The sequence below is a fragment of the Streptomyces sp. NPDC017943 genome, from assembly GCF_044328425.1.
In the GTDB taxonomy this organism is placed as follows: Bacteria; Actinomycetota; Actinomycetes; order Streptomycetales; family Streptomycetaceae; genus Streptomyces; species Streptomyces djakartensis_A.
In genome coordinates, this window is the sequence record NZ_JBIRHH010000011.1 from 128314 (window position 1) to 149391 (window position 21078).

The window sequence follows — 21078 nt, forward strand, 5'->3', positions numbered from 1 at the left end:
CACCGACGTGCCGTCCACCGGCCGGTACTGGGCCGCGCTGCCGGTACTGCGCCACAGGGACGGTCTCCGGGCGGGCGGTGCACCGTGCGCACGACCGGGGCCCGGCTCACTGGTGCACGGCGCCGAGCAGGGCCGACATGTGGATGGCGTCGGCGGCTGCCGCGCCCGCCGCGGTCGACGCGGTGACCGACTGCTTCCAGCGACTGGTCAGATCCCCGGCGGCGTACAGACCCGGCACGCTGGTGCACTGGGAGTCGTCGACGCCGATGAAACCGGCGTCGTCGACGGTCAGCTTCAGCTCGTCGGCCGCCCGCTGCACGAGGGGTTGCTGGCGTTGCGGTGGCGTCCACACGAGCGTCTGCCGCTCCAGGATCCGCCCGTCGGCCAACTCGATCCCGTACAGGGCCCCTTGCCGGTGGTGGAGACGGCGGACGACGCCCGTGACGACGTCCCCTCCCCCACTGCGTGCGGTCGCGCGGGCGGTGTCCAGGCCGGGCATGGATTCCGGGCAGATCGCGATGGTGTCCTCGCTCCAGGCGCGGAAAACCACCGCGGACAGCCCCGCGAGGTGTGCGTTGTCGACGAGCGTCGCCCAGCTCCCGCCCGCGTTCTCCTCACCGAGGCAGAACGGGCAGTGGATCACGCTGCGGCCCCAGCACTCCGCGAAGCCGTCCACATCGGACGGATGGACGTCGAGGACACCGGTGGCGAGCAGGACGGTTGCGGACTCGACGCTTCCCCCGCTGCCGAGGGTGATGCGGAAGCCTCCGCCCGGCGCGGTGGACACGCTGTCGACCTCGTCCTCCAGCCGTTCGACGGTCCTGTACCGGGAGAGTTCCCGCCAGGCGCGGGCCCGGAACTCGGCGGGGGTGACGCCGTCCATGCCGATGTGGCCGTGGACCCCCGCCGACGCGCTGTTGCGCGGTGCGCGGGGGCTGTCCACGACGATCACGGGATGCCGGTATCTCGCCAGGCCGAGGGCCGCGGTGAGTCCTGCGGGGCCGGCTCCCACGATCACGGTGGTGTGGTCGGCGGGTGAGGACATCGCTCTGATCCCTTCCGTAGGGCGGCATGCGCGGGGCCCGCGCACCGCTGAAGTGGGCCGGCAGGTGCGCGGTGGGCCCACCGGCACGGGCTGTCGGCGGGTGGAAGCCGTCAGCCCGCATTGTGGTCGCCGGCGGGACGGCGGAAGGGCGCGGGGAAAGAGGTGAGCCAGACATCGTGCGGCTGCGGGCGTGCAACGGCGGCCGGAAGAGATGGACTTCCTGGAGGCATTCCGGACCGTGCCCCCGCCGGAGTCGCCGGACGGGGGCAGGTGCGGGAACGGCTCGGCGTCAGGCGCCGACGTACTGGGCGAGGTGTTCGCCCGTGAGGGTGGAGCGGGCGGCGACCAGGTCGGCGGGGGTGCCTTCGAAGACGACCCGGCCGCCGTCGTGGCCGGCACCGGGGCCGAGGTCGATGATCCAGTCGGCGTGCGCCATGACCGCCTGGTGGTGTTCCACGACGATGACCGTCTTGCCGGAGTCGACCAACCGGTCGAGCAGGCGGAGCAGTTGCTCGACGTCGGCCAGGTGCAGGCCGCTGGTCGGCTCGTCGAGGATGTAGACGCTGCCCGCTCCGCCCATGTGTCCGGCGAGCTTCAGCCGCTGCCGCTCGCCCCCGGAGAGGGTGGTGAGCGGCTGTCCGAGGCTGAGGTATCCCAGGCCGACCTCGGCGAGCCGGTCGAGCACGGTGCACGCGGCCGGCGTCCGTGCCTCACCGGTGCGGAAGAACTCGGCGGCCTCGGCCACCGGCATGGCGAACACCTCGCTGATGTCCCGGCCGCCGACCCGGTACTGCAGCACCGAGGGCTGGAACCGCTTGCCTCCGCAGTCCTCGCAGGTCGTGGCGACACCTGCCATGATCGCCAGGTCGGTGTAGATGACGCCCGCACCCTTGCAGGTGGGGCAGGCTCCCTCGGAGTTGGGGCTGAACAGGGCGGGCTTGACCCCGTTGGCCTTGGCGAACGTCTTGCGGATCGGTTCGAGCATGCCCGTGTAGGTGGCCGGGTTGCTGCGCCGCGAGCCCTTGATGGGTGACTGGTCCACGGTGACGACGCCGTCCCGGCCCGCCACCGATCCGTGGATCAGCGAGCTCTTTCCGGAGCCCGCGACCCCGGTGACCACGGTGAGCACGCCGAGCGGGATGTCCACGTCGACGTCGCGCAGGTTGTGGGCGTCGGCGCCGCGCACCTCCACGACCCCGGTCCGCTGGCGCACGGACGGCTTCAGCGCGGCCCGGTCGTCCAGGTGGCGTCCGGTGACGGTGCCGCTGGCGCGCAGGCCCTCGACGGTGCCCTCGAAGACCACTTCGCCGCCCTTGGTGCCGGCGAGCGGACCCAGGTCGACGACGTGGTCGGCGATCACGATCGTCTCCGGCTTGTGCTCGACGACCAGGACGGTGTTGCCCTTGTCCCGCAGCCGCAGCAGCAGTTCGTTCATCCGCTGGATGTCGTGCGGGTGCAGTCCGACCGTCGGCTCGTCGAACACGTAGGTGACGTCGGTGAGCGCGGAGCCCAAGTGGCGCACCATCTTGACGCGTTGGGCCTCGCCACCGGAGAGCGTACTGGAGGACCGGTCGAGCGAGAGGTAGCCCAGGCCGATCTGCACGAAGGACTCGAGGGTCTGGCCGAGCACCGTGAGCAGGGTCGTGACCGACGGGTCGGTCAGACCGCGGATCCACGCCGCGAGGTCGCTGATCTGCATGGCGCTGGCGTCGGCGATGCTCAGTCCGTCGATCTTCGCGGACCGGGCGGTCTCGCTGAGCCGGGTGCCGTGGCACTCGGAGCAGGCGGAGAAGGTCACCGCGCGGTCCACGAAGGCGCGGATGTGCGGCTGGAGCGTCTCCTTGTCCTTGGACAGGAAGGACTTGCGCACCCGCGCGAGGAGGCCCTCGTAGGTGGTGTTGACGCCCTTCACCTTGACCTTGACCGGGTCCCCGTGCAGGAACTCGTGCCGTTCCTGCTCCGTGTAGTCGCGGATCGCCTTGTGCGGGTCGAAGAAGCCGGACTCGGTGAACGACTGCACCACCCAGCCGTCGGGCTTCCAGCCGGGGACGGTGATCGCGCCGTCCGCCAGGGACTTGGAGGCGTCGAACAGCTGGGCGGGATCGATGTCCGAGACAGAGCCGATGCCTTCGCACGCCAGACACATGCCGCCGACGACGCTGAAGCCCTTCTCGATCTTCTTGCCGTTCACCACGAGGACACCGGACGCGTCCGCCGAGGCGACGTTGAAGGCGAAGGCCTTCTGGGTGCCGATGTACGGCTTGGCCAGCCGGCTGAAGAGGATGCGCAGCAGTGTGCCCGCGTCGGTGGCGGTGCCGACCGTGGAGCGGAGGCTGGTGCCCATCGGCTGCTGGTCGACGAGGATCGCGGTGGTCAACCCGTCGAGGACGTCGACCTCCGGCCGCGCCAGAGTGGGCATGAACCCCTGGATGAAGGCGCTGTAGGTCTCGTTGATCAGCCGCTGCGACTCCGCGGCGATCGTGTCGAACACCAGGGAGCTCTTGCCCGAGCCGGAGACTCCGGTGAACACGGTCAGCCGCCGCTTGGGAAGCTCCACCTGCACGTTCTTGAGGTTGTTCTCACGTGCTCCGTGCACCCGGATCATGTCGTGGCTGTCGGCGGCGCACAGCTGCGCGGGCTGGGTGTCCGTCTCCGTACCGGCGGTCATGGTGTCCCTCCCGTTGGGTCGGACGCGGCACGCCTTCGTCATGTGACGTGGTGAGACGTTCCTGGGCGTCCCGGTTCATGTGCTCAAGCGTATACCTGCAAACTCGGTTGAGACTTTTCCGCTTTCGACGGCGAGGATCTGGGATAAAGTCTCAAAGCGTGAAACACCTGCGTCCCCACGACCTGGCCCGTGAGCACGGCATCTCCACCCAGGCGGTCCGCAACTACGAGCGGGACGGGTTCATCCCGCTCGCCCGGCGCACACCGTCCGGCTACCGCAGCTACACCGAGGTCCACGCGACGGCGCTGCGCGCCTATCTGGCGCTCGTCCAGGCCTACGGCTACGCCACCGGCGGCGAGATCATGCGGTCGCTCAACACCGGTGACCTCGACGGCGCGCTGACCGCCGTCGACCGGGGCCACGCCCAACTGCTGCGCGACCGCGGCACGCTGGACGCGGTGGGGCGGGCGGTGGAGCACCTGACCCGCGACCGGGAGGTCGCCGCACGCGCGTCCGCCGACGGCGACCCGCTCAGCATCGGCGAACTCGCGCGGCGCCTGGGGGTCACCGCGGCGACCCTGCGGAACTGGGAGGCGGTGGGCATCCTCTCCCCCGCCCGGGAACCGGTCACCGGCCACCGCTCGTTCGGCGCCACCGACGTGCGCGACGCCGAACTGACCCATCTGCTGCGCCGCGGCGGCTATCCGCTGGAGCACATCCGCACGGTGATCCGGCAGATCCGCACGGCCGGCGGCACCGAGGCGCTGTCGGACGCGCTCGACGACTGGCGGCGACGGCTCACCGCCCGCGGTGTCTCCATGCTCGACGCGGCAGCCCGTCTCGGCGGGTACGTGGCCCTGCTGGGCATCACCCCGGCGAGGCCGGGGGCCGCCGGGGAGCCCGCTCCCGGGCCGGAGTCCCCACCGACGGTTTGAGACCTCCCGGCTCCGCGGGTCCGGCCGCGGCACCGGCGGCGCCGCCCCAAGCCTCAACAGGTCTTTCAATGATTCGATGGACAGACATGAGAAAGGACTTGCACGACCTTCCCCTGGCCTCCTGCTCCCTGCTGGCGTTCGGCGAACCCACCCACCGCGAACCCGCCTTCGGGTGGGTGCGCAACGAGCTGTTCACCGGGCTGACCGACGCCGGTTTCCGCTCGATCGCGCTGGAGACCGACCGCGTGGCCGCGCTGCGCGTCGACGACTTCGTCAAGGGCGGTGCCGGGGACCTCGACGAGGTGATGCGGGAGGGCTTCTCGCACGGCTTCGGCGGCATGGAGACCAACCGGCGCCTCGTCGCCTGGATGCGCGACCACAACGCGGGCCTGCCCCCGCAGGAACAACTGAGCTTCCACGGCTTCGACGTCCCGACCGAGACGACCAGCGCCCCGAGTCCGCGGCGGTGTCTCGAGCACGCCCGCGACTATCTGGGGCTCGACCTCGACCTGGCCGGACTGTCCGGATCGGACGAGCAGTGGAGCCGCACGGAGGCGGTGATGGACCCGGCCATGTCGGTCGGCGCCACTCCCGAGGCCGATCGGCTGCGTTCCCTCGCCGACGACATGCTCACCTTGCTCCACTCCCGTGCCGCCGAGCGGATCTCGCAGACATCGCGCACGGAGTGGCTGCGCGCCCGGACCCACCTCACCGCGGGCCTCGGTCTGCTGCGCTACCACCGGCAGGCCGCCCTGCGCCTGGAGAAGAACACCCGGCTGTCGAGGCTGTTCGCCACCCGGGACGCGCTCATGGCGCAGAACCTCCTGGACATCCGCAGCATCGAGGGCCGCCGGGGCGCCACACTCGTCTTCGCCCACAACACGCACCTCCAGCGGACCCCGAGCAGTTGGAGCCTCGGAGACCTCCACGTCGACTGGCCGGGGGCCGGCACGGTCGTGGCACCGCTGCTGGGCGAGGAGTACGTCTTCGTCGCCGGCAGTCTGGGCCGCAGCGGAGCCCTCGGGCTGGGCGATCCGGAGCCGGGGACCCACGAGAGCGTCCTGCAGGACGCCGTCACCGACTGGGCCCTGGCCCCGACCGCCGCGGCCACCGCAGCGCGGAGCCGGACGGACGTCAGCCCGCAGCAGGGCTACTTCCCGCTCGAGCAGGCCGTGCTGGACACCGCGGACGCCGTCCTGCACGTCCGCGACGGCGACGCCGTCACCGGTCCGGCCTGTCTCACAGGCGCCCTTGCCGGTGCCGTGAGCGGGCGCTGACAGAGACGGGAAGGATTCGCCGGGCTCCCCGGGCGCCGGAGATTAGATTCGCCGTCGGTCAGGGAGCCTCCCGAAGGAGCTGAGCGCACTTGAACACGGTTCCTGCACTGTTCGAGTCGGTCGTCGCCCGACGGGGCGGAGAGCCGGCGCTCATCGACGCGGAGGGCACCCTCCGCTACGCGGAGCTGAACACCCGGATCAACCGGCTCGCCCGTCGGCTCATCGCGCATGGTGTCGGTCCCGACTCGCTCGTCGCGGTGGCGATGCCGAAGTCGCGGGAGCTGATCGTGTCGATCATGGCGGTCCTCAAGGCGGGCGGCGCCTATCTCCCGCTCGACCCGGAGTATCCGGCGGAACGCCTGTCGTTCATGCTGTCCGACGCGCGGCCGGTGCTGCTGCTGCGGTCCTCCTCGGTGGCGCCCCTCGGCAAGCTCGGCGAGGGGCCGCAGGAGGTGGTCTGCGACGACCCGGCCTTCCGCGCCGCGTGCGCGCGACTGCCGGAACACGACGTGGCGCAGCACGAGCGCCGTGCCCCCCTGCGTCCCGAGCACCTGATGTACGTCATCTACACCTCGGGGTCGACCGGGACGCCCAAGGGTGTCGCCGTGCCGCACAGTGGTGTGCCCGACATGGTGGCCACCCAGAGGGCCGTCCTGCGGGCCGGTCCGGGCGACCGGGTGCTCCAGTGGGCGTCGATCAGTTTCGACGCCGCCTTCTGGGACGTGTCCCTGGCGCTGCTGTCCGGGGCGGCTCTGGTGACGGCGCCCGCCGAGGAGCTGCTGCCGGGCCACCCGCTGGGGAACACCCTGGTCAAGTACGGCATCACGCACGCGGTACTTCCCCCCGTCGCGCTCAGCGAGACCGACGCCGACGACGTCCTGCCCGGCGGGACGGTCATGTCCACGGGCGACAGCTGTACGCCGACGCTGGTGCGCAAATGGTCCCGGACGCGGCGGATGTTCAACGGCTACGGCCCGACCGAGGTGACCGTCGGGGCGACGATCGCCGGCCCGGTGAGGGACACCGGTGACATCGCGATCGGCGCGCCCTGGGTCGGCAAGCGGGTGCATGTGCTCGACGAGCGCCTGCGCCCGGTGCCGCCCGGCACGGAGGGCGAGCTGTACATCGCGGGCAGCGGGCTGGCGCGCGGCTATCTCAACCGGTCGCCCGCGACGGCGGGGAAGTTCGTGGCCGACCCGTTCGGGCCGCCGGGCACCCGGATGTACCGCACGGGCGACCGGGGACGCAGAGGACCGGACGGTCAGCTGTTCTTCGCGGGCCGCGCGGACGGCCAGGTGAAGGTGCGCGGCTTCCGCGTCGAACTCGGCGAGATCGAGGCGCGGCTCGCCGCCCATCCGGTGGTGGACGTCGCCGTCGCGGTGGTGCGCGGTGAGCTGGCCGACGCGCACGTCGTCGGCTACGTCACCACCACGGCGCCGGTCGACCCCGGCGAGTTGCGCACCCATGTCGCCGCGTCGCTGCCCGCGCACATGGTGCCCGCACGGGTCACCGTGCTGGAGCGGTTCCCGACCCTGGCCAACGGGAAGATCGACCGGGGAGCCCTGCCGCGGCCGGACGCGGATGCCGGGGTACTGGCGCATGCCGGGATTCCGGCGGCGGGCGCGGAATCGGCGACAGGCGCGCGGGAGCCCGAGGCGGACGACTGCGCGGCCGTGGTCTGCGCGATCGTGCGCGACGTCCTGCGGGCCCCGGAGGCGACGGCCGCCGACAACTTCTTCGAGCTCGGCGGCCACTCCGTGCAGGCGACCAGGCTGGTGTCCCGGATCCGGGAGCGGTTCGGGGTCGCACTGCCGATGCGGACCGTGCTGGAGGCGGCCTCGATCGGCGAGCTGGCCGCGATCGTCGGGAGCCGCCTGCCCGCCTGACGAACCGTCAGTGGAAGGCGACCGGCAGACTGGCGTGCCCGTTCAGGAAGTTCGAGTAGATGGGGGCGGGCTTGCCGCACACCTCGATCTCGGCGACGGACTCGACGAGTGCGCTCAGCAGGGCGCGCAGCTCCGCCCGGCCGAGGAACGCGCCGACGCAGAAGTGCGGGCCGTGGCCGAAGGAGAGGTGTTTGTTGGGTGAGCGGGCCGGGTCGAACCGGCGGGGCCGGTCGAACACCTCCTCGTCGTTGTTGGCGGAGGTGTTCCACAGCGTGACGATGTCCCCCGCCCGCACCTGCCGGTCGCCTATCCGCAGGTCCCGGGTCGCGGTGCGGGCGAAGTGCATGGCGGGTGTGGCCCAGCGCAGCACCTCCTCGACCGCGGTGTCGAGCGCGGCCGTCCCCTCCCGCAGCGCCTGCCACTGGGCGGGGTGCTCGGCGAACGCCTTGACCGCGCAGATCGCGGACACGCGGGAGGACTCGTCGCCGCCCAGCACGAGGCTGTAGCAGTTGAGCGCGACCTCCTCGAGGGTCAGCGGGCGGCCTCCCGCCTCCGCCGTGGCGATCATGCTGATCACGTCGTCGCCGGGGTCGGAGCGGCGGTGCCGGGCGACGTCCATGAAGTAGCCGATGATCTCGTTGCGGGCCTCCAGGGAGTCCAGCCGGTCCGCCTCGGCGTCGTCCGAGGAGAGGGCCAGCTTGTTCCAGCGCAGCAGCTTCTCGCGGTCCGCCTCCGGAACGGACAGCAGATCGCAGATCGTGTTCATCGGGATGTGCTCGGCGACGTCCGCCGCGAAGTCGAACCGGCCGCGCCGGGCGACGGTGCGGATGAGCCGTGAGGTCCGCTCCACCACCTTCTCCTCCACCGCGCCGAGGACGCGCGGGGAGAAGGCGCGCAGCATCAGGTTGCGCAGTTCGCGGTGGCGGGGCCTGTCGGTGACCGCGAGCATCTGGCCGCCGGCCGAGTCGCCGCCGCTGAGGAGGACGTCCAGTACGGTCCCGCGGGCGGAGCTCAGGGAGCGTACGTCGGTGTAGCAGGCCAGCACGTCGGCGTGGCGGGCGACGACCCAGAACCCGGGGTCCCCGTCGTGCCAGTAGACGGGCCGGTGCGTGCGCACGTCGCGCCAGAACGCGTGGGCGTCGTGCTCCACGAAGGTGCTCGCGCGGGTCAGGTCCAGCTCGGTGGGGGTGGTCATGCCGCGATCGTCACATCGCCGGCGTCCGCGGCGGGAAGCTCTTGCGCACGTCTTTCCTCGTGAATGGAAGAGGAAAGATTGCTGATCAGCCGGTTCCTTCCCGTGTCACGATCAGGTCCCTCGGTCGTCGGACGCGTCGGACACTCCGGCCGCGGCCGGCGGACCACCTATGACGAGGAGGCGGCGTCCTGAGTACTTTGACGTATGGGGACTATCTCCACATGGAGACCCTGCTCTCGCTGCAAGAGCCGCGCGTCCCTCACACCGCCGGCGGCGCGGCCGTCCTGGCCGAGCAGTTCTTCATCATCACGCACCAGGCCTGCGAGTTGTGGCTCAAGCAGCTCGGGGCCGACCTGGACGCCGCCGCGGAGGCGCTCCTGCCTCCCTGCGACCCGCACGATCTGGAGCTGGGACTGGAGTTCCTGCTGCGGTCCGTCGATGTGCTGCGGGTGCTCCAGCAGCAGTTGCTGGTGCTGGAGAGGCTGCCGCTGCGCTACTTCGCCGAGTTCCGGGCCTATCTGGACACGGCGAGCGGCGCGCAGTCCGCGCAGTTCCGCAGGCTGACGGCGCTCTTCGGCAACAGTCACGACCAGGGCAGCCTCTACGAGGCGTTCGCGGCGGCGGCCGAGTACCACGGGCGGTCGGTCGACGAGGTCTGCCGGCGCGGCGTAGAGACCGGTGTGCTGCACCGTCTCGCGGAGGGGCTGGTGGACCTGGGCAACGGGTACTGGCACTGGAAGGTGGCTCATCTGGCACTGGTGTCGAAGATGATCGGTGAGCAGAGCGGAACCGGCGGCTCGAGCGGCGTCGACTTCCTCGCCCGCCGGGTCACGCGGCCCTTCCCCGAGCTGCGCCGGCTGCGCGGGAAGGTGCACCACGCGTAGCGGCACGGGCCGTCACCCGCGGACGGCCAGGGCCTCGATGCCCGCGATCAGGAGGTCCAGGGCGAAGGTGAAGTCGCGGTCCAGCATCTCGGCGACCGTGTCGCCGCCGCGTGCCGCCATGATGTCCTTCGACTCGCCGATGACCTCGGCCGTTCCGGGGACCTCGTCCACCAGGGACATGGTGCGCCGGAAGTACTCCTCCGGGGACAGCCCGGTGTCCGCGATCCGGGTGAGGAAGCGACTCTCGATCGTGCCGTAGCCGTGCACGAACTGCAGGACGGCCGCGATCGCCCCGGTCACGCCGTGCGGGGGCAGCCCCGCCCGGCGCACGAGCTGCTGGATCGCGCGGGAGAACGCCAGCGAGTTGGGGCCGATGTTGAGGTAGCGTCCGGCGAGCGCCGGCAACCACGGGTGGCGCACCAGCAGTCCCCGGTACGCCGTGGCCAGCCGTCGCAGTTGCTCGGGCCAGTCCTCGCCGGCGCGGTCCGCCTCGGTCGGCTCCAACTCGCCGTAGACGGCGTCCAGGGCGAGTTCGAGCAGGTCGTCCTTGGTGTCGACGTACCAGTACAGGGACATCGCGGTGACGTCCAGTGCGGCGGCCAGCCGGCGCATGGAGAACCCGGCGAGTCCCCCGTCGTCCAGAAGCCGCACCGACGCCGCCGTGATCCGCTGCCGGTCGAGGCCGGAGGGCCGCTCACCGCGCCCTCCGCGCCGGACCTCGGACTTGGACCAGAGGCTGGTCCCTGCCGACGGGTCGGCCTGCTTCGTCACCGCGCACCTTCCTCCGACGGGATCACTGCTCAGATGCTAGGCCCCGCGGGCGGGCCTCCCGAGAGGCGAGACCGGGAGGCCCTTCGGGCGTGAGCGGGGGGGGGGGGACGGACGGCAGGGGTCAACGGGCCTCGACCTCCAGGGCGTATCCGCGGCCCCAGGCGGTGCGTATCACCAGGTCGGTCGACGCCAGGCGGCGGCGCAGCCGCATGATGTGGAGGTCGAGCGAGTTCCTCGTCGGCCTCTGCACGCGTTCCGCGAGCCGTTGCGCGAGCTCGTGCCGGTACACCACCTCGCCGAAGTGCTCGATGAGCAGCTCCATCAACTCGGTCTGCACGTTGGAGACGGTGATGGAGTGTGAGCCGAAGGTGAGTGTTCCGGCGGAGTCGAGGGTGGGGATCTGCCGGCTGTCGAGCCGGTTCTGCAGAGCCCGGACCCGGGCGTCGAGATCGTCCCGCGAGATGGGCGCCCGGACCCAGTCCTCGAAGGGGTCGTTGCACACGGGCGGACGGGCCCCCGCCTCCACTACGAGGAGCCGGGGCACACCGTCCCTCCTACATCGGTTGCGAAGGTCTGTCTGGGCCGGCCATCGGACGAACATGACATCGCTGGTCGTACATCGCACAGCGTGCGCCTCCCCGTCGACGCATACAGGTGGTCACGGTCATCGCCGGCCGACGGCATGCTCACGTCGGCCGGACGGGCACCACAAGCCGCGGGCCGCCGCCGCCGGCGGCGGCGCAGCTCTAGCCGCCGGTCGCCTCGCGGAGACTGCGCGGCCGCATGTCGGTCCAGTGCTCCTCGACGTAGGCGAGGCTCTCCGTCCTCGCGGCGGGGCCGAAGACGCTGCGCCATCCGGCGGGCACCTCGGCGAAGGCGGGCCACAGTGAGTGCTGGTCCTCGCCGTTGACCAGCACGTGGAACCGGCCGGTCTCGTCGTCGAACGGGTTGGTGCTCACCTTGTGTCCTCCAGAACTCGTCTCGGCAGGTGCGGGCTCGGCAGGGTCACTGCGACGCCCGCAGCATGCGGTTGATGGTGCGGCTGATCTCGGCCGCGTTCCGTGGCCAGTACATCTCGTTGTGCGCGCAAGGGATGTCGATGCGCTGCACACGACCGTCGACGTGGTCCTGCCAGAGCACGTCGAGGTCCTCGTCCATGACCCGCTTGTCGTGGGTCTCCGGGTCGAGGAGCGCGTTGAAGAAGACGACGTCGCCCCGGTACCGCGGTGAGGTGAACCGCCGCATCTGCTCCATCTGCCCGATGAAGATCGACGAGGCGGTGGTGACGAGCGACGGGTATTCCTCCATCCCCGCCAGGTGTCCCATGTAGTTGGCGAGGTAGCGGCGCACCATGGACTCGTCCAGCGCCTCCAGGTCGGCGAAGTGGCTGGAGGGCGCGGCGTCCAGGAGCGCCAGGAGGGCCACCTCGTGTCCGCGGCGCTGGAGTTCGGCCGCCATGGCGTGGGCGAGGGTGCCGCCGAAGGACCAGCCCAGCAGGTGGTAGGGGCCGCTCGGCTGGACGCGGAGCACCTGCTCGAGGTAGTCCTCGACCATCTCCTCGATCGAGCCGGCCGGCGCGGTGGTGCCGTCGAAGCCGCGTGCCTGGATGCCGTACAGCGGCCGGCCCGGGTCCAGGTGACGGGCGAAGCCGAGGTAGGGCCAGCTCAGCCCGCCGCCCGGGTGCAGCCACCACAGGGGCGGCTGCTGCCCCTCGGTGCGGATCGGCAGGAGGACGGCGAAGGGGTCCTCGAACTGGGCGTCGGTGTCGGTGGTCAGCTGTGCCGCCAGTTCCGCGACCGTCGGGTACTGGAACACCGTGCGGATCGGCACGTCCACGCCCAGTTTCTCGCGGATCTGCCAGGCCAGACGCGTCAGCCGCAGGGAGTGTCCACCGCAGGCGAAGAAGTCGTCGTCGATGCCGATCCGGTCCAGGCCGAGCACTTCGGCGAAGAGCTCGGCGAGTTGCTCCTCGCGCGGGGTGCGCGGGGCGCGGTGTTCCCCGTCGGCCGGGTCCGGTTCGGGCAGGGCCGCACGGTCCACCTTGCCGTTCTCCGTGAGCGGCAGCCGGTCCAGGACGACGATCTCGGCGGGCATCATGAACTCCGGCAGCCGGCCGGCGAGCCGCCCGCGCAGCACGGAGGGCAGCCGGGAGGCCCGGCGGGAGACCGCGGGGACGTTGGCCAGCCGGGCCGAGGGGGCACCTGTGGACCGGTACAGGCCGTCGCAGCAGACGGCGTCGACGTCGGGCACGACGGCCGCCTCGAAGAAGTCCCCGGTCTGGGGCGACCACGTGCAGTACACCGCGAGCCCGCGCCCGGCACCCCACGCCTCCAGTTCGGCGGGGTCGAGGGTGCCGCCCAGTTCGGCGGGGGCGCCCCACTCCGCGGCCTCGCCGGCCAGGCGGGCGTTGGGGACGCGGGTCAGGCGGAGTCGGCCGCCGTGCCGGGCCAGCGCGGCGTCCAGGTCGTCCAGTTCGCGGACCTCCGACGCCCACACCGCCTCGGGCAGGTCGCCGAGGTCCAGCGGTTTCGCCGGCGCCTTGTGCAGCACGACCTCGTAGCGGTGGCGGGTCAGCTCGTTGTGGTGGGTGCCCTGCTTGAGGCGGATGTCGGCCGCGACGGTGTCCGGGTGTGTCTCGGCGTAGCGTGTGAAGAAGCCGGGGTCGACGACGAGTTCCTTCTCGGCGAGCACCGCGCGTTCGACGGCGGCCTGCACGGCGGCGGGGCCGTCGGCGGGCTGCCGGCAGCGGTGCACCGCGGCGGCGAAGGTGCGCAGGGTGCGGTGGTTGCGCACGTCGCCGAGGACGACGCGTCCGCCGGGTGCGAGGCGGTCCATCGCGAGGTCGAGTACGCGGCCGAGGTAGTCGGCGTCCGGGAAGTACTGCACGACCGAGTTGAGGATCACCGTGTCGAAGTACCCGGCGGGCAGGCCCTCGGCGTCGTGGGCGGGCCCGCACCGCAGGGTCACCTTGTCCGCCAGCCGCCGGTCGGCCCGGGTCTGGGCGCGCAGCCGTTCGATGACGGGCGCCGAGAAGTCGGTGCCCCAGTACTCCTCGGTCTCGGGTGCCAGCGGGCCGAGCAGCAGGCCGGAGCCGACGCCGATCTCCAGCACCCGGCGCGGGCGCAGGGACCGCACCCGCCGCAGTACCGCTTCCCGCCAGGACCGCATCTCCTCCAGCGGGATGGGGAGGCCGGTGTAGGAGCTGTTCCAGCCGGTGAAGTCCTCGCCGACGGTGTCGGTGGCGACCTCCGTCCCGCCGTACATGGTGTCGTAGACCTCGCGCCACTCGTCGACCTGTTCGGCGGCGTCACGGCCGGTGGACGCGGTGTCGCCGGGCACCACGTAGGCGACCATGCGGCGTTCGCCGAGCCGGTCGCTGCGCACGGCGACCACCGCGTTCGCCACGCCTTCCTGCTCGCGCAGCACCGCCTCCAGCTCGCCCGGCTCGACGCGGAAGCCGCGCAGCTTGAGCTGGTCGTCGCTGCGGCTGACGTAGTGGAGGCGGCCGGCGCCGTCCCAGCGCACGAGGTCGCCGGTGCGGTAGACGCGTCCTCCGGATTTCGACGCAGGGTCGGGCACGAACCGGGTGGCGGTCAGGCCGGGACGGCCGGCGTAGCCGCGGGCCACCCCGTCGCCACCGATGTACAACTCTCCCACCACGCCGGGCGGTACGGGCCGCAGCCGGTCGTCCAGGACGAGGAGGCGGCTGCCGTCCATCGGGCTGCCGATGGGCAGGGGGCCGGCGCCCGGCTCCGCGGAGGTCATCCGGTGCCGGGAGGCGAACGTGGTGGTCTCGGTGGGGCCGTAGCCGTTGACCACCGTGAGGCCGGGGCACGCGTCGAGGACGGTGCGGACGGCGCTCGGCGACAGGACGTCGCCGCCCGCCCACACTTCCCGGACCCCGCCGAAGCACTCGGCGTGCTGTTCGGCCATCACGGCGAACAGTCCGGCGGTCAGCCACAGGGCCGTCACCTCCCGCTCGGCGATCAGCCGGGCGAGTTCCGCGGTGTCCGGCCGGCCGGCGCGGGCGACCACGGCCGTGCCACCGCCGAGCAGCGGCACCCACATCTCGTACGTCGACGCGTCGAAGGTGTGCGGTGAGTGGACCAGGACGCGGCGATGGGCGCCGTCGCGGAAGCAGCCGTCGAGCGCCAGGTCGACGACATTGCGGTGGGTCACCTCCACGCCCTTGGGCCTGCCGGTGGAGCCCGAGGTGTACATCACGTAGGCGACGGCGTGCTCGCCGGGGCCCGCCGTGTCCGGCGGCGAGTCGGGCAGCCCGGAGAGGTCCACCTCGGCGAGTGCCTCGTCCACGGTGACGGCCGGATCGAGGTCCGCGAGGAGGAAGTCGATGCGCTCGGGCGGATAGGAGGGGTCGACCGGCGCGTAGGCGGCGCCGGTCTTGAGGACACCGAGTACGGCGGCGATCAGCAGCGGCGAGCGTTCCATCACGAGCGCGACGCGGTCGGCCGGTCGTACGCCCCGGGCGCGGAAGTGATGGGCGAGCCGGTTGGCCCAGCGGTCCAGTTCCGCGTAGGTCCAGGTGTGTGCGGAGTCCGCGGCGACCAGTGCGGTGGCGTCCGGTGTCGCGGCGGCCGCGGCGGCGAACCGTTCCGTAATGGTCCCGGTCCGGGACCCGGCGTCCCGGGACGGGCCGCCCCAGGCGTCCAGCGCCGCGCTCTCGGCCTCGGTCAGGACACCGACGGATCCGATGGGCGTGTCCGGTGCGGCGACCGCCTGGCGCAGGAAGTGCTGCCAGCGGTCGAGCAGCGTCCTGACGGTCTCCTCGTCGAAGAGTTCGGTGGCGTACTCCGCGAACCCCTCGATCCGGGCCGGTGCGCCTTCCTCGTCCCGTTCGGTGACGCTGATGAACAGGTCGAAGCGGGCGGTGCCGAGGGAGAACGGCTCCTCGGTGACCGTCAGGCCGGTCAGGTGGAACTCCGGCCGCGTGTTGTTCTGCAGCGCCAGGCACACCTGGAAGAGCGGGTGGTGGGCGGGTGAGCGGACGGGGTTGAGCACCTCGACGAGGTGCTCGAACGGGATGTCCTGGTGGTCGTAGGCCGCGAGGCTGTCCTCGCGGACCCGGCCGACGAGTTCGGCGAAGGAGGGGTCACCGGAGGTGTCGGCCCGCAGCACCCAGGTGTTGACGAAGAAGCCGACCAGCCGGTTGAGCGCCTCGTCGGTGCGGCCGGCGATGGGTGAGCCGATGGGCACGTCGGTGCCCGAGCCGAGCCTGGTGAGCAGCGCGGCGAGGGCCGCCTGGAGCACCATCGACACCGTGGCGCCCGATTCCCGCGCCATGCGGCGCACGCCGTCGGTCAGCTCTGCGTCCAGGGTGAGGGGGACCAGGTCTCCGGCGTAGGACGCGACGGCGGGCCGGGGCCGGTCGGTGGGCGGCGTGACGGTCTCGGGCAGGCCTGCCAGCCGGGTCGTCCAGTAGTCCAGCTGCCGCCGGTAGAGGCTGTCCGGGTTCTCGCTGTCGCCCAGCAGGTCCCGCTGCCACAGCGTGTAGTCGGCGTACTGCACGGACAGCGGTTCCCATGTGGGCGTCCGGCCCGCCTGGCGGGTCTCGTACGCGGTGGTGAGGTCCTCGGCGAGCGGGAGGGCGGACCAGCCGTCGGCGGCGATGTGGTGCGCGCCGATGAGGAACACCGCCTCGCGGGGACCGGTCCGCAGCAGCCAGGTGCGCAGGGGGATCTCGGTCGCCAGGTCGAACGGGCGGCGCGCCGCCTCGCGCAGGAGGCCGGGCAGTTCGGCCTCGGTGACCTCGCGTTCCTCCCAGGGGACCTCGACCGCGGCCGGCGGCAGGATCCGCTGGTACGGCTGTCCGTCCGCCTCGCCGAAGACGGTGCGCAGCGACTCGTGCCGCTCGACGACGTCGTGCACGGCGCGGCGCAGGGCGGGCGCGTCGAGGGTGCCGCGCATCCGCAGGGCGAGCGCGATGTTGTAGGTGGCCGAGGGGCCCTCGAAACGGTGGATGAACCACAGCCGCTGCTGGGCGTAGGACAGGGGCAGCCGTTCGGGCCGGGGTTGGAGCCGCAGGGACGGGCGGAGGTCGTCCGCAGCGGTCAGGTGGGCCGCGAGTTCGGCGACGGTGGGCGACTGGAAGACGACCCGGATGGGGATCTCCACGCCGTGCTCCGCGCGGATGCGGCTGACGAGCCGGGTGGCCAGGAGCGAGTGGCCGCCGATGGTGAAGAAGTTGTCGTCCACGCCGACCCGGTCGAGGCCGAGGACCGCGGCGAACAGCGCGCACAGCGACTCCTCCTCCGGCGTGCCGGGGGCCCGGCCGCCGCCGGCGGTGTAGTCGGGCGCGGGCAGGGCGCGCCGGTCGGGTTTGCCGTTGTCGGTCAGCGGCACGGCGGCGATGGGGACGACGGCCGCCGGGATCATGTACTCGGGCAGTGTCTCCCGCAGGTGGCCACGCAGTGCGGGCAGCAGAGCGGTGACGGCGGCGGCGACCGCGGGATCGCTCGCGGTGGTCCGTCCGTCGGTGGCCGGCAGGTAGGTGCCGGTGAGGGGCGTGTGCGCGGCCGGGCCGTCCAGCAGTACGACGACGTCGAGCAGGTCGGGCGCGTCGGCCGACCAGGTGGGTACCGCGTCCCAGCCGTGCCGGGCGGCCCAGGCCCGGATCTCGGCGGGGTCGAGCGGCGGCGGCCCGGGTTCGGCGGAGTCGTCCGGGGTGAGGGCGCGGGCCGCCGCGGCCTCGTCGGTGAGGCGGGCGTTCGGAATGCCGGTGACGCGCACCGCCGCTTCGGGCCGTCCACCCAACCGGTCGGCGAGGCGGTCCAGGTCGCCTTCCCAGACCAGGGCCGGGGCATCGTCGAGCCGGCGCGGGGCGTCGGCCGGTCCGGTGCCCGGCTTGTGCAGCACGACCTCGTAGCGGTGCCGGGTCAGCTCGTTGTGGTGGGTGCCGTCCTTGACCCGGATGTCGGCTCCTGCCGCCCCCGCGTCCTGCGCCCAGCGCAGGAACCACTCCGGGTCGAGCACCAGTTCCTTCTCCAGCAGCACGGCCTGCTCGACGATGGTGCGCAGGACGGCCGGCGTCGCGTCGGGGTGCCTCGCGCGCTGGACGCCCGTCTGGAGGGTGCGCAGCGAGGCCGCCCGCCTGATGTCACCGAGCACGATCCGGCCGCCGGGCGCGAGCAGGCGCCAGGCTCCGTCCAGCACCCGGGCGAGATAGTGCTCGTCGGGGAAGTACTGCACGACCGAGTTGAGCACCACGGTGTCGAATCCGCCGGCGGGCAGTCCGGTGAGGTCGTCGGCGGCCTGATGGCGCAGCCGGACCCGGTCGGCCAGTCCGGCCCGGGTCACCTGGTCGCGGAGCCGGTCGATCACGGCCCGGGACAGGTCCGTGGCCCAGTACTCCCGGACCTGGCCGGCGATGTGCGCGAGCAGCAGGCCGGTGCCGGCGCCGAGTTCGAGGACGCGCTCGGGTGACCAGCGCATGACACCCGCAACGGCGGCGTCACGCCAGGCCCGCATCTCCTCCACGGGGATCGGCTCACCGGTGGCGGAGTCGTTCCAGCCGGTGAAGTCCTCACCGAACACGTGTCCGCCGTCGTCGGAGTAGGCCTGGTCGTAGACCTCCTGCCACTCCCCCACCTGCTCCTGCGTCCCGCCGGCGGACGGCAGGGCGGCGGTGTCGGGGACGACGTAGGCGACCAGGCGCAGATCGCCGGGCTGGTCCTCGCGGGCGGTGACGATGGCCTGGCGGACGGCCGGGTGCCGGACCAGTGCGTGCTCGATCTCCCCGGGCTCGACGCGGAACCCGCGCAGCTTGACCTGGTTGTCGGCGCGGCCGAGGAAGCAGATGTTCCCGTCCGGGAAGAAGGCGGCCCGGTCGCCGGTGCGGTAGAGCCTGTCGCCCGCACGGGTGCTGAACGGGTCACGGACGAAACGTTCCGCCGTCAGCTCGGGCCGGTTGACGTAGCCGACGCAGAGGCAGTCGCCGCCGATGTACAGGTCGCCCTCCACGCCGACGGGGCAGGGCTCCATGTCCTCGTCGAGCACGTAGTAGCGGGCGTTGTCGATGGGGCGGCCGTAGGGGATGCTGCTCCACGACGGGTCGATCTCCCGGACCCGGAAGTAGTTGGACCACACCGTCGCCTCGGTGGCGCCGCCGAGGCTGACGATCTCCGCGCCGGTGAACACGCGGCGGACCTCGTCGGGCAGCGACAGCGGGGTGTAGTCGCCGGAGAGGAACACCAGGCGCAGATCGTCGGTGCCTTCGTACCCGCCGTCCTCGGTGAGCAGGGACGCGACCTGGTTGAGGGTGGTGGGCACCGAGTCCCAGAAGGTGATCGGCTCGCTCAGCAGCACGTCCAGCAGGAGGTGCGGATCGCGCTGCTGCACGGCGTCCGCCAGGTAGACGCCGCCGCCGCAGCCGAGCAGACCGAAGATGTCGAAGACGGAGAGGTCGAAGCCGAGGGACGTCACGCACAGGACGACGTCGTCGGGGCCGAACGCGAAGGTGCGGTAGCACCAGTTCAGCAGGTTGTGGACCGGGCGGTGGGTGACCGCCACCCCCTTGGGCTTCCCGGTGCTGCCGGAGGTGAAGATGATGTACGCCGTGTTGTCCGGCCCCGCGGCCGGTTCCGGGTCGTGGTCGGCGCCGGTGGACCGGGCCCCGGGGAGCTCGGCGAAGGCGACGTGGTCCGGCAGGGCCCAGCGTTCGGTGTCGGGCGTGGACAGCACGAGGGCGCACCCGGCGTCCTCCAGCATGCCGGCCACGCGGTCGGCCGGCAGCGCGGGTTCCAGCGGCAGGTAGGCGCCGCCCGCCTTGAGCACACCGAGGACGGCGGCGATCATGGCCGGTCCGCGGGGCACGCCGACGCCGACCACCGTCTCGGGGCCGACCCCGCGTTCTTTCAGGTCCCAGGCGACACGGTTGGCCCACCGGTTCAGCTCGCCGTAGCTCATGGTGCCGGCGGCCCAGCGCAGGGCGACGGCGTCCGGGCGCCGTGCGGCCTGCTCCTCGAAGAGCAGATGGACCGGTCCGGGGCAGGGGACGGGGCGTGCGGTGTCGTTCCATTCGACGAGGATCCGGTGGCGCTCGGCGGCGTCGAGCGAGTCGCCGGACCTGCCGGTTCCGGCCGCGACCGCCGTGCCGACGGAGGTCGTCGGGTCGGCCACGACCTCCTCGACGACGGCCACGAACCGTGCCGCGACGTCCTCCACCGTGGAGCGGTCGAAGAGGTCGGTGGCGTACTCGATCTCACCGACGACCGAGACGGTCACGTCGTCCGGCGCCAGGTTGAAGAACAGGTCGAACTTGGCGCTGCCCGTGGGCAGCGGTTCCATCGTCACGGTGAGACCCGGCAGGTCCAGGTGCGGCGGGGTGTTGTTCTGCCACGCCAGCACGACCTGGAACAGGGGGTGATGCGCGGTCGACCGTTCCGGCCGCAGGATCTCCACGAGCCTTTCGAACGGCACGTCCTGGTGGTCGTAGGCGGCGATCGCCTTCTTCCGGACCTGTTCGAGGACCCACGCGAAACTCCGGTCCGCGCTCACCTGCACGCGCAGGGTCCAGGTGTTGACAAAGAAGCCCACCAGTTCATTCAGCGCCTCCTCCGTGCGGCCCGCGATCGGGGAGCCGACGGTCACATCCTTGCCTCCCCCCAGCCGGTGCAGCAATACCACCAAAGCGGCCTGGAGCACGATCGCCGTCGTTACACCATTGGATTGCGCCAACCTCTCCACGGCAGAGCGCAGTTCCGCCGGTAAACCCACCGGGACGGAATCGCCGCGAAAAGTCGCCACCTCGGGGCGGGGCCGGTCCAAGGGCAGGGGAAGAGGCTTGGACACACCGGCCAGTTCCTCACCCCAATAGGCGCTCTGCACCGAGACGATGCTGTCCGGATCCTTTTCGTCGCCCAGCATTTCCTGCTGCCACAACGCGTAGTCCGAGTACTGCACGGGCAGTTCGGGCCAATCCGGTTCCGTGCCGGTGACCCGGGCCCGGTACGCCGTCGACACGTCACGCGCCAGCGGGGCCAGCGAACCACCGTCGCCGGCGATGTGGTGGAGCACCAGGACGACCAGGTACTCCTCGTCGCCGCTCTGCAGGACGCAGCCGCGCAGCGGCACGTCCGTCGACAGGTCGAACCAGCTGCCGCTCACCGACTCCACCACGCCGGGCACCCGTTCGGGGGCCACCCGGCCCCAGTCCTGCCACGGGAGGTCGATGTCGGCGGGATCGAGGACTCGCTGGTACGGCTGGCCGTCGGTCTCCGCGAACACCGTGCGCAGGACTTCGTGGCGCACCATCACGTCACGGAACGCCGCCCGCAGAGCGACGGTGTCGAGCGGGCCGTGGCAGCGCAGGAGCAGCGGGATGTTGTAGGTGGAGGAAGGGCCTTCGAAGCGGTTGATGAACCACATGCGCCGCTGCGCGTACGACAGGGGGGTCATGGTT

At 71.9% G+C, this 21078-nt stretch carries 11 protein-coding genes; 4 read left to right on the top strand and 7 right to left on the bottom strand.

The features are described from left to right. Positions 1-106: 106 nt before the first annotated feature. Both ACH4C6_RS30170 and ACH4C6_RS30175 read right to left on the bottom strand, forming a co-directional pair. Positions 107-1045 (bottom strand): NAD(P)/FAD-dependent oxidoreductase, encoded by a 939-nt coding sequence (locus tag ACH4C6_RS30170; RefSeq protein ID WP_398111800.1) that lies wholly within the window; start codon positions 1043-1045, stop codon positions 107-109. Between the two features lie 289 nt (positions 1046-1334). Continuing rightward, on the bottom strand, positions 1335-3713 hold the full coding sequence (locus ACH4C6_RS30175) for an ATP-binding cassette domain-containing protein (protein WP_398111801.1): 2379 nt from the start codon (positions 3711-3713) through the stop codon (positions 1335-1337). 158 nt (positions 3714-3871) lie between these two features. Between ACH4C6_RS30175 and ACH4C6_RS30180 the strand changes: the two genes are divergently transcribed. From ACH4C6_RS30180 to ACH4C6_RS30190, 3 genes are all read left to right on the top strand, one after another. Next, on the top strand, positions 3872-4648 hold the full coding sequence (locus ACH4C6_RS30180) for a TioE family transcriptional regulator (RefSeq protein WP_398111803.1): 777 nt from the start codon (positions 3872-3874) through the stop codon (positions 4646-4648). Between the two features lie 68 nt (positions 4649-4716). Continuing rightward, entirely contained in the window at positions 4717-5925 is a 1209-nt protein-coding gene (gene ecm14 / locus ACH4C6_RS30185; RefSeq protein ID WP_398111804.1) for an N-formyl-beta-hydroxy-L-kynurenine formamidase Ecm14, read from the top strand. 89 nt (positions 5926-6014) lie between these two features. Next, positions 6015-7811, top strand: a complete 1797-nt coding sequence (locus ACH4C6_RS30190; protein ID WP_398111805.1) for an amino acid adenylation domain-containing protein — start codon at positions 6015-6017, stop codon at positions 7809-7811. Between the two features lie 7 nt (positions 7812-7818). On the opposite strand, the gene ACH4C6_RS30195 is transcribed toward ACH4C6_RS30190, so the two are convergent. After that, the gene (locus tag ACH4C6_RS30195; RefSeq protein ID WP_398111806.1) at positions 7819-9006 is read right to left on the bottom strand and encodes a cytochrome P450; all 1188 of its coding nucleotides are present in this window, start codon (positions 9004-9006) and stop codon (positions 7819-7821) included. 197 nt (positions 9007-9203) lie between these two features. Here ACH4C6_RS30195 and ACH4C6_RS30200 point away from each other — a divergent pair, with 197 nt between their 5' ends. After that, positions 9204-9890 carry a tryptophan 2,3-dioxygenase family protein gene (locus tag ACH4C6_RS30200; protein WP_277755380.1) on the top strand — a complete coding sequence of 229 codons (687 nt, stop codon included), beginning with the start codon at positions 9204-9206 and terminating at the stop codon, positions 9888-9890. 12 nt (positions 9891-9902) lie between these two features. Here ACH4C6_RS30200 and ACH4C6_RS30205 read toward each other — a convergent pair whose 3' ends face one another. The 4 genes from ACH4C6_RS30205 to ACH4C6_RS30220 all read right to left on the bottom strand — a co-directional run bounded on the left by ACH4C6_RS30205 (position 9903) and on the right by ACH4C6_RS30220 (position 21074). Further along, positions 9903-10661, bottom strand: coding sequence for a TetR/AcrR family transcriptional regulator (locus ACH4C6_RS30205; protein WP_398111807.1), 759 nt, complete (start codon positions 10659-10661; stop codon positions 9903-9905). Positions 10662-10782: 121 nt separating this feature from the next. Continuing rightward, positions 10783-11205 carry a winged helix-turn-helix domain-containing protein gene (locus ACH4C6_RS30210; protein ID WP_206666946.1) on the bottom strand — a complete coding sequence of 141 codons (423 nt, stop codon included), beginning with the start codon at positions 11203-11205 and terminating at the stop codon, positions 10783-10785. A gap of 202 nt (positions 11206-11407) precedes the next feature. Further along, positions 11408-11620, bottom strand: a complete 213-nt coding sequence (locus tag ACH4C6_RS30215; protein ID WP_391883122.1) for an MbtH family protein — start codon at positions 11618-11620, stop codon at positions 11408-11410. A 46-nt stretch (positions 11621-11666) separates the two neighbouring features. Beyond that, entirely contained in the window at positions 11667-21074 is a 9408-nt protein-coding gene (locus tag ACH4C6_RS30220) for an amino acid adenylation domain-containing protein (RefSeq protein ID WP_398111808.1), read from the bottom strand. Between the last annotated feature and the right edge of the window lie 4 nt (positions 21075-21078).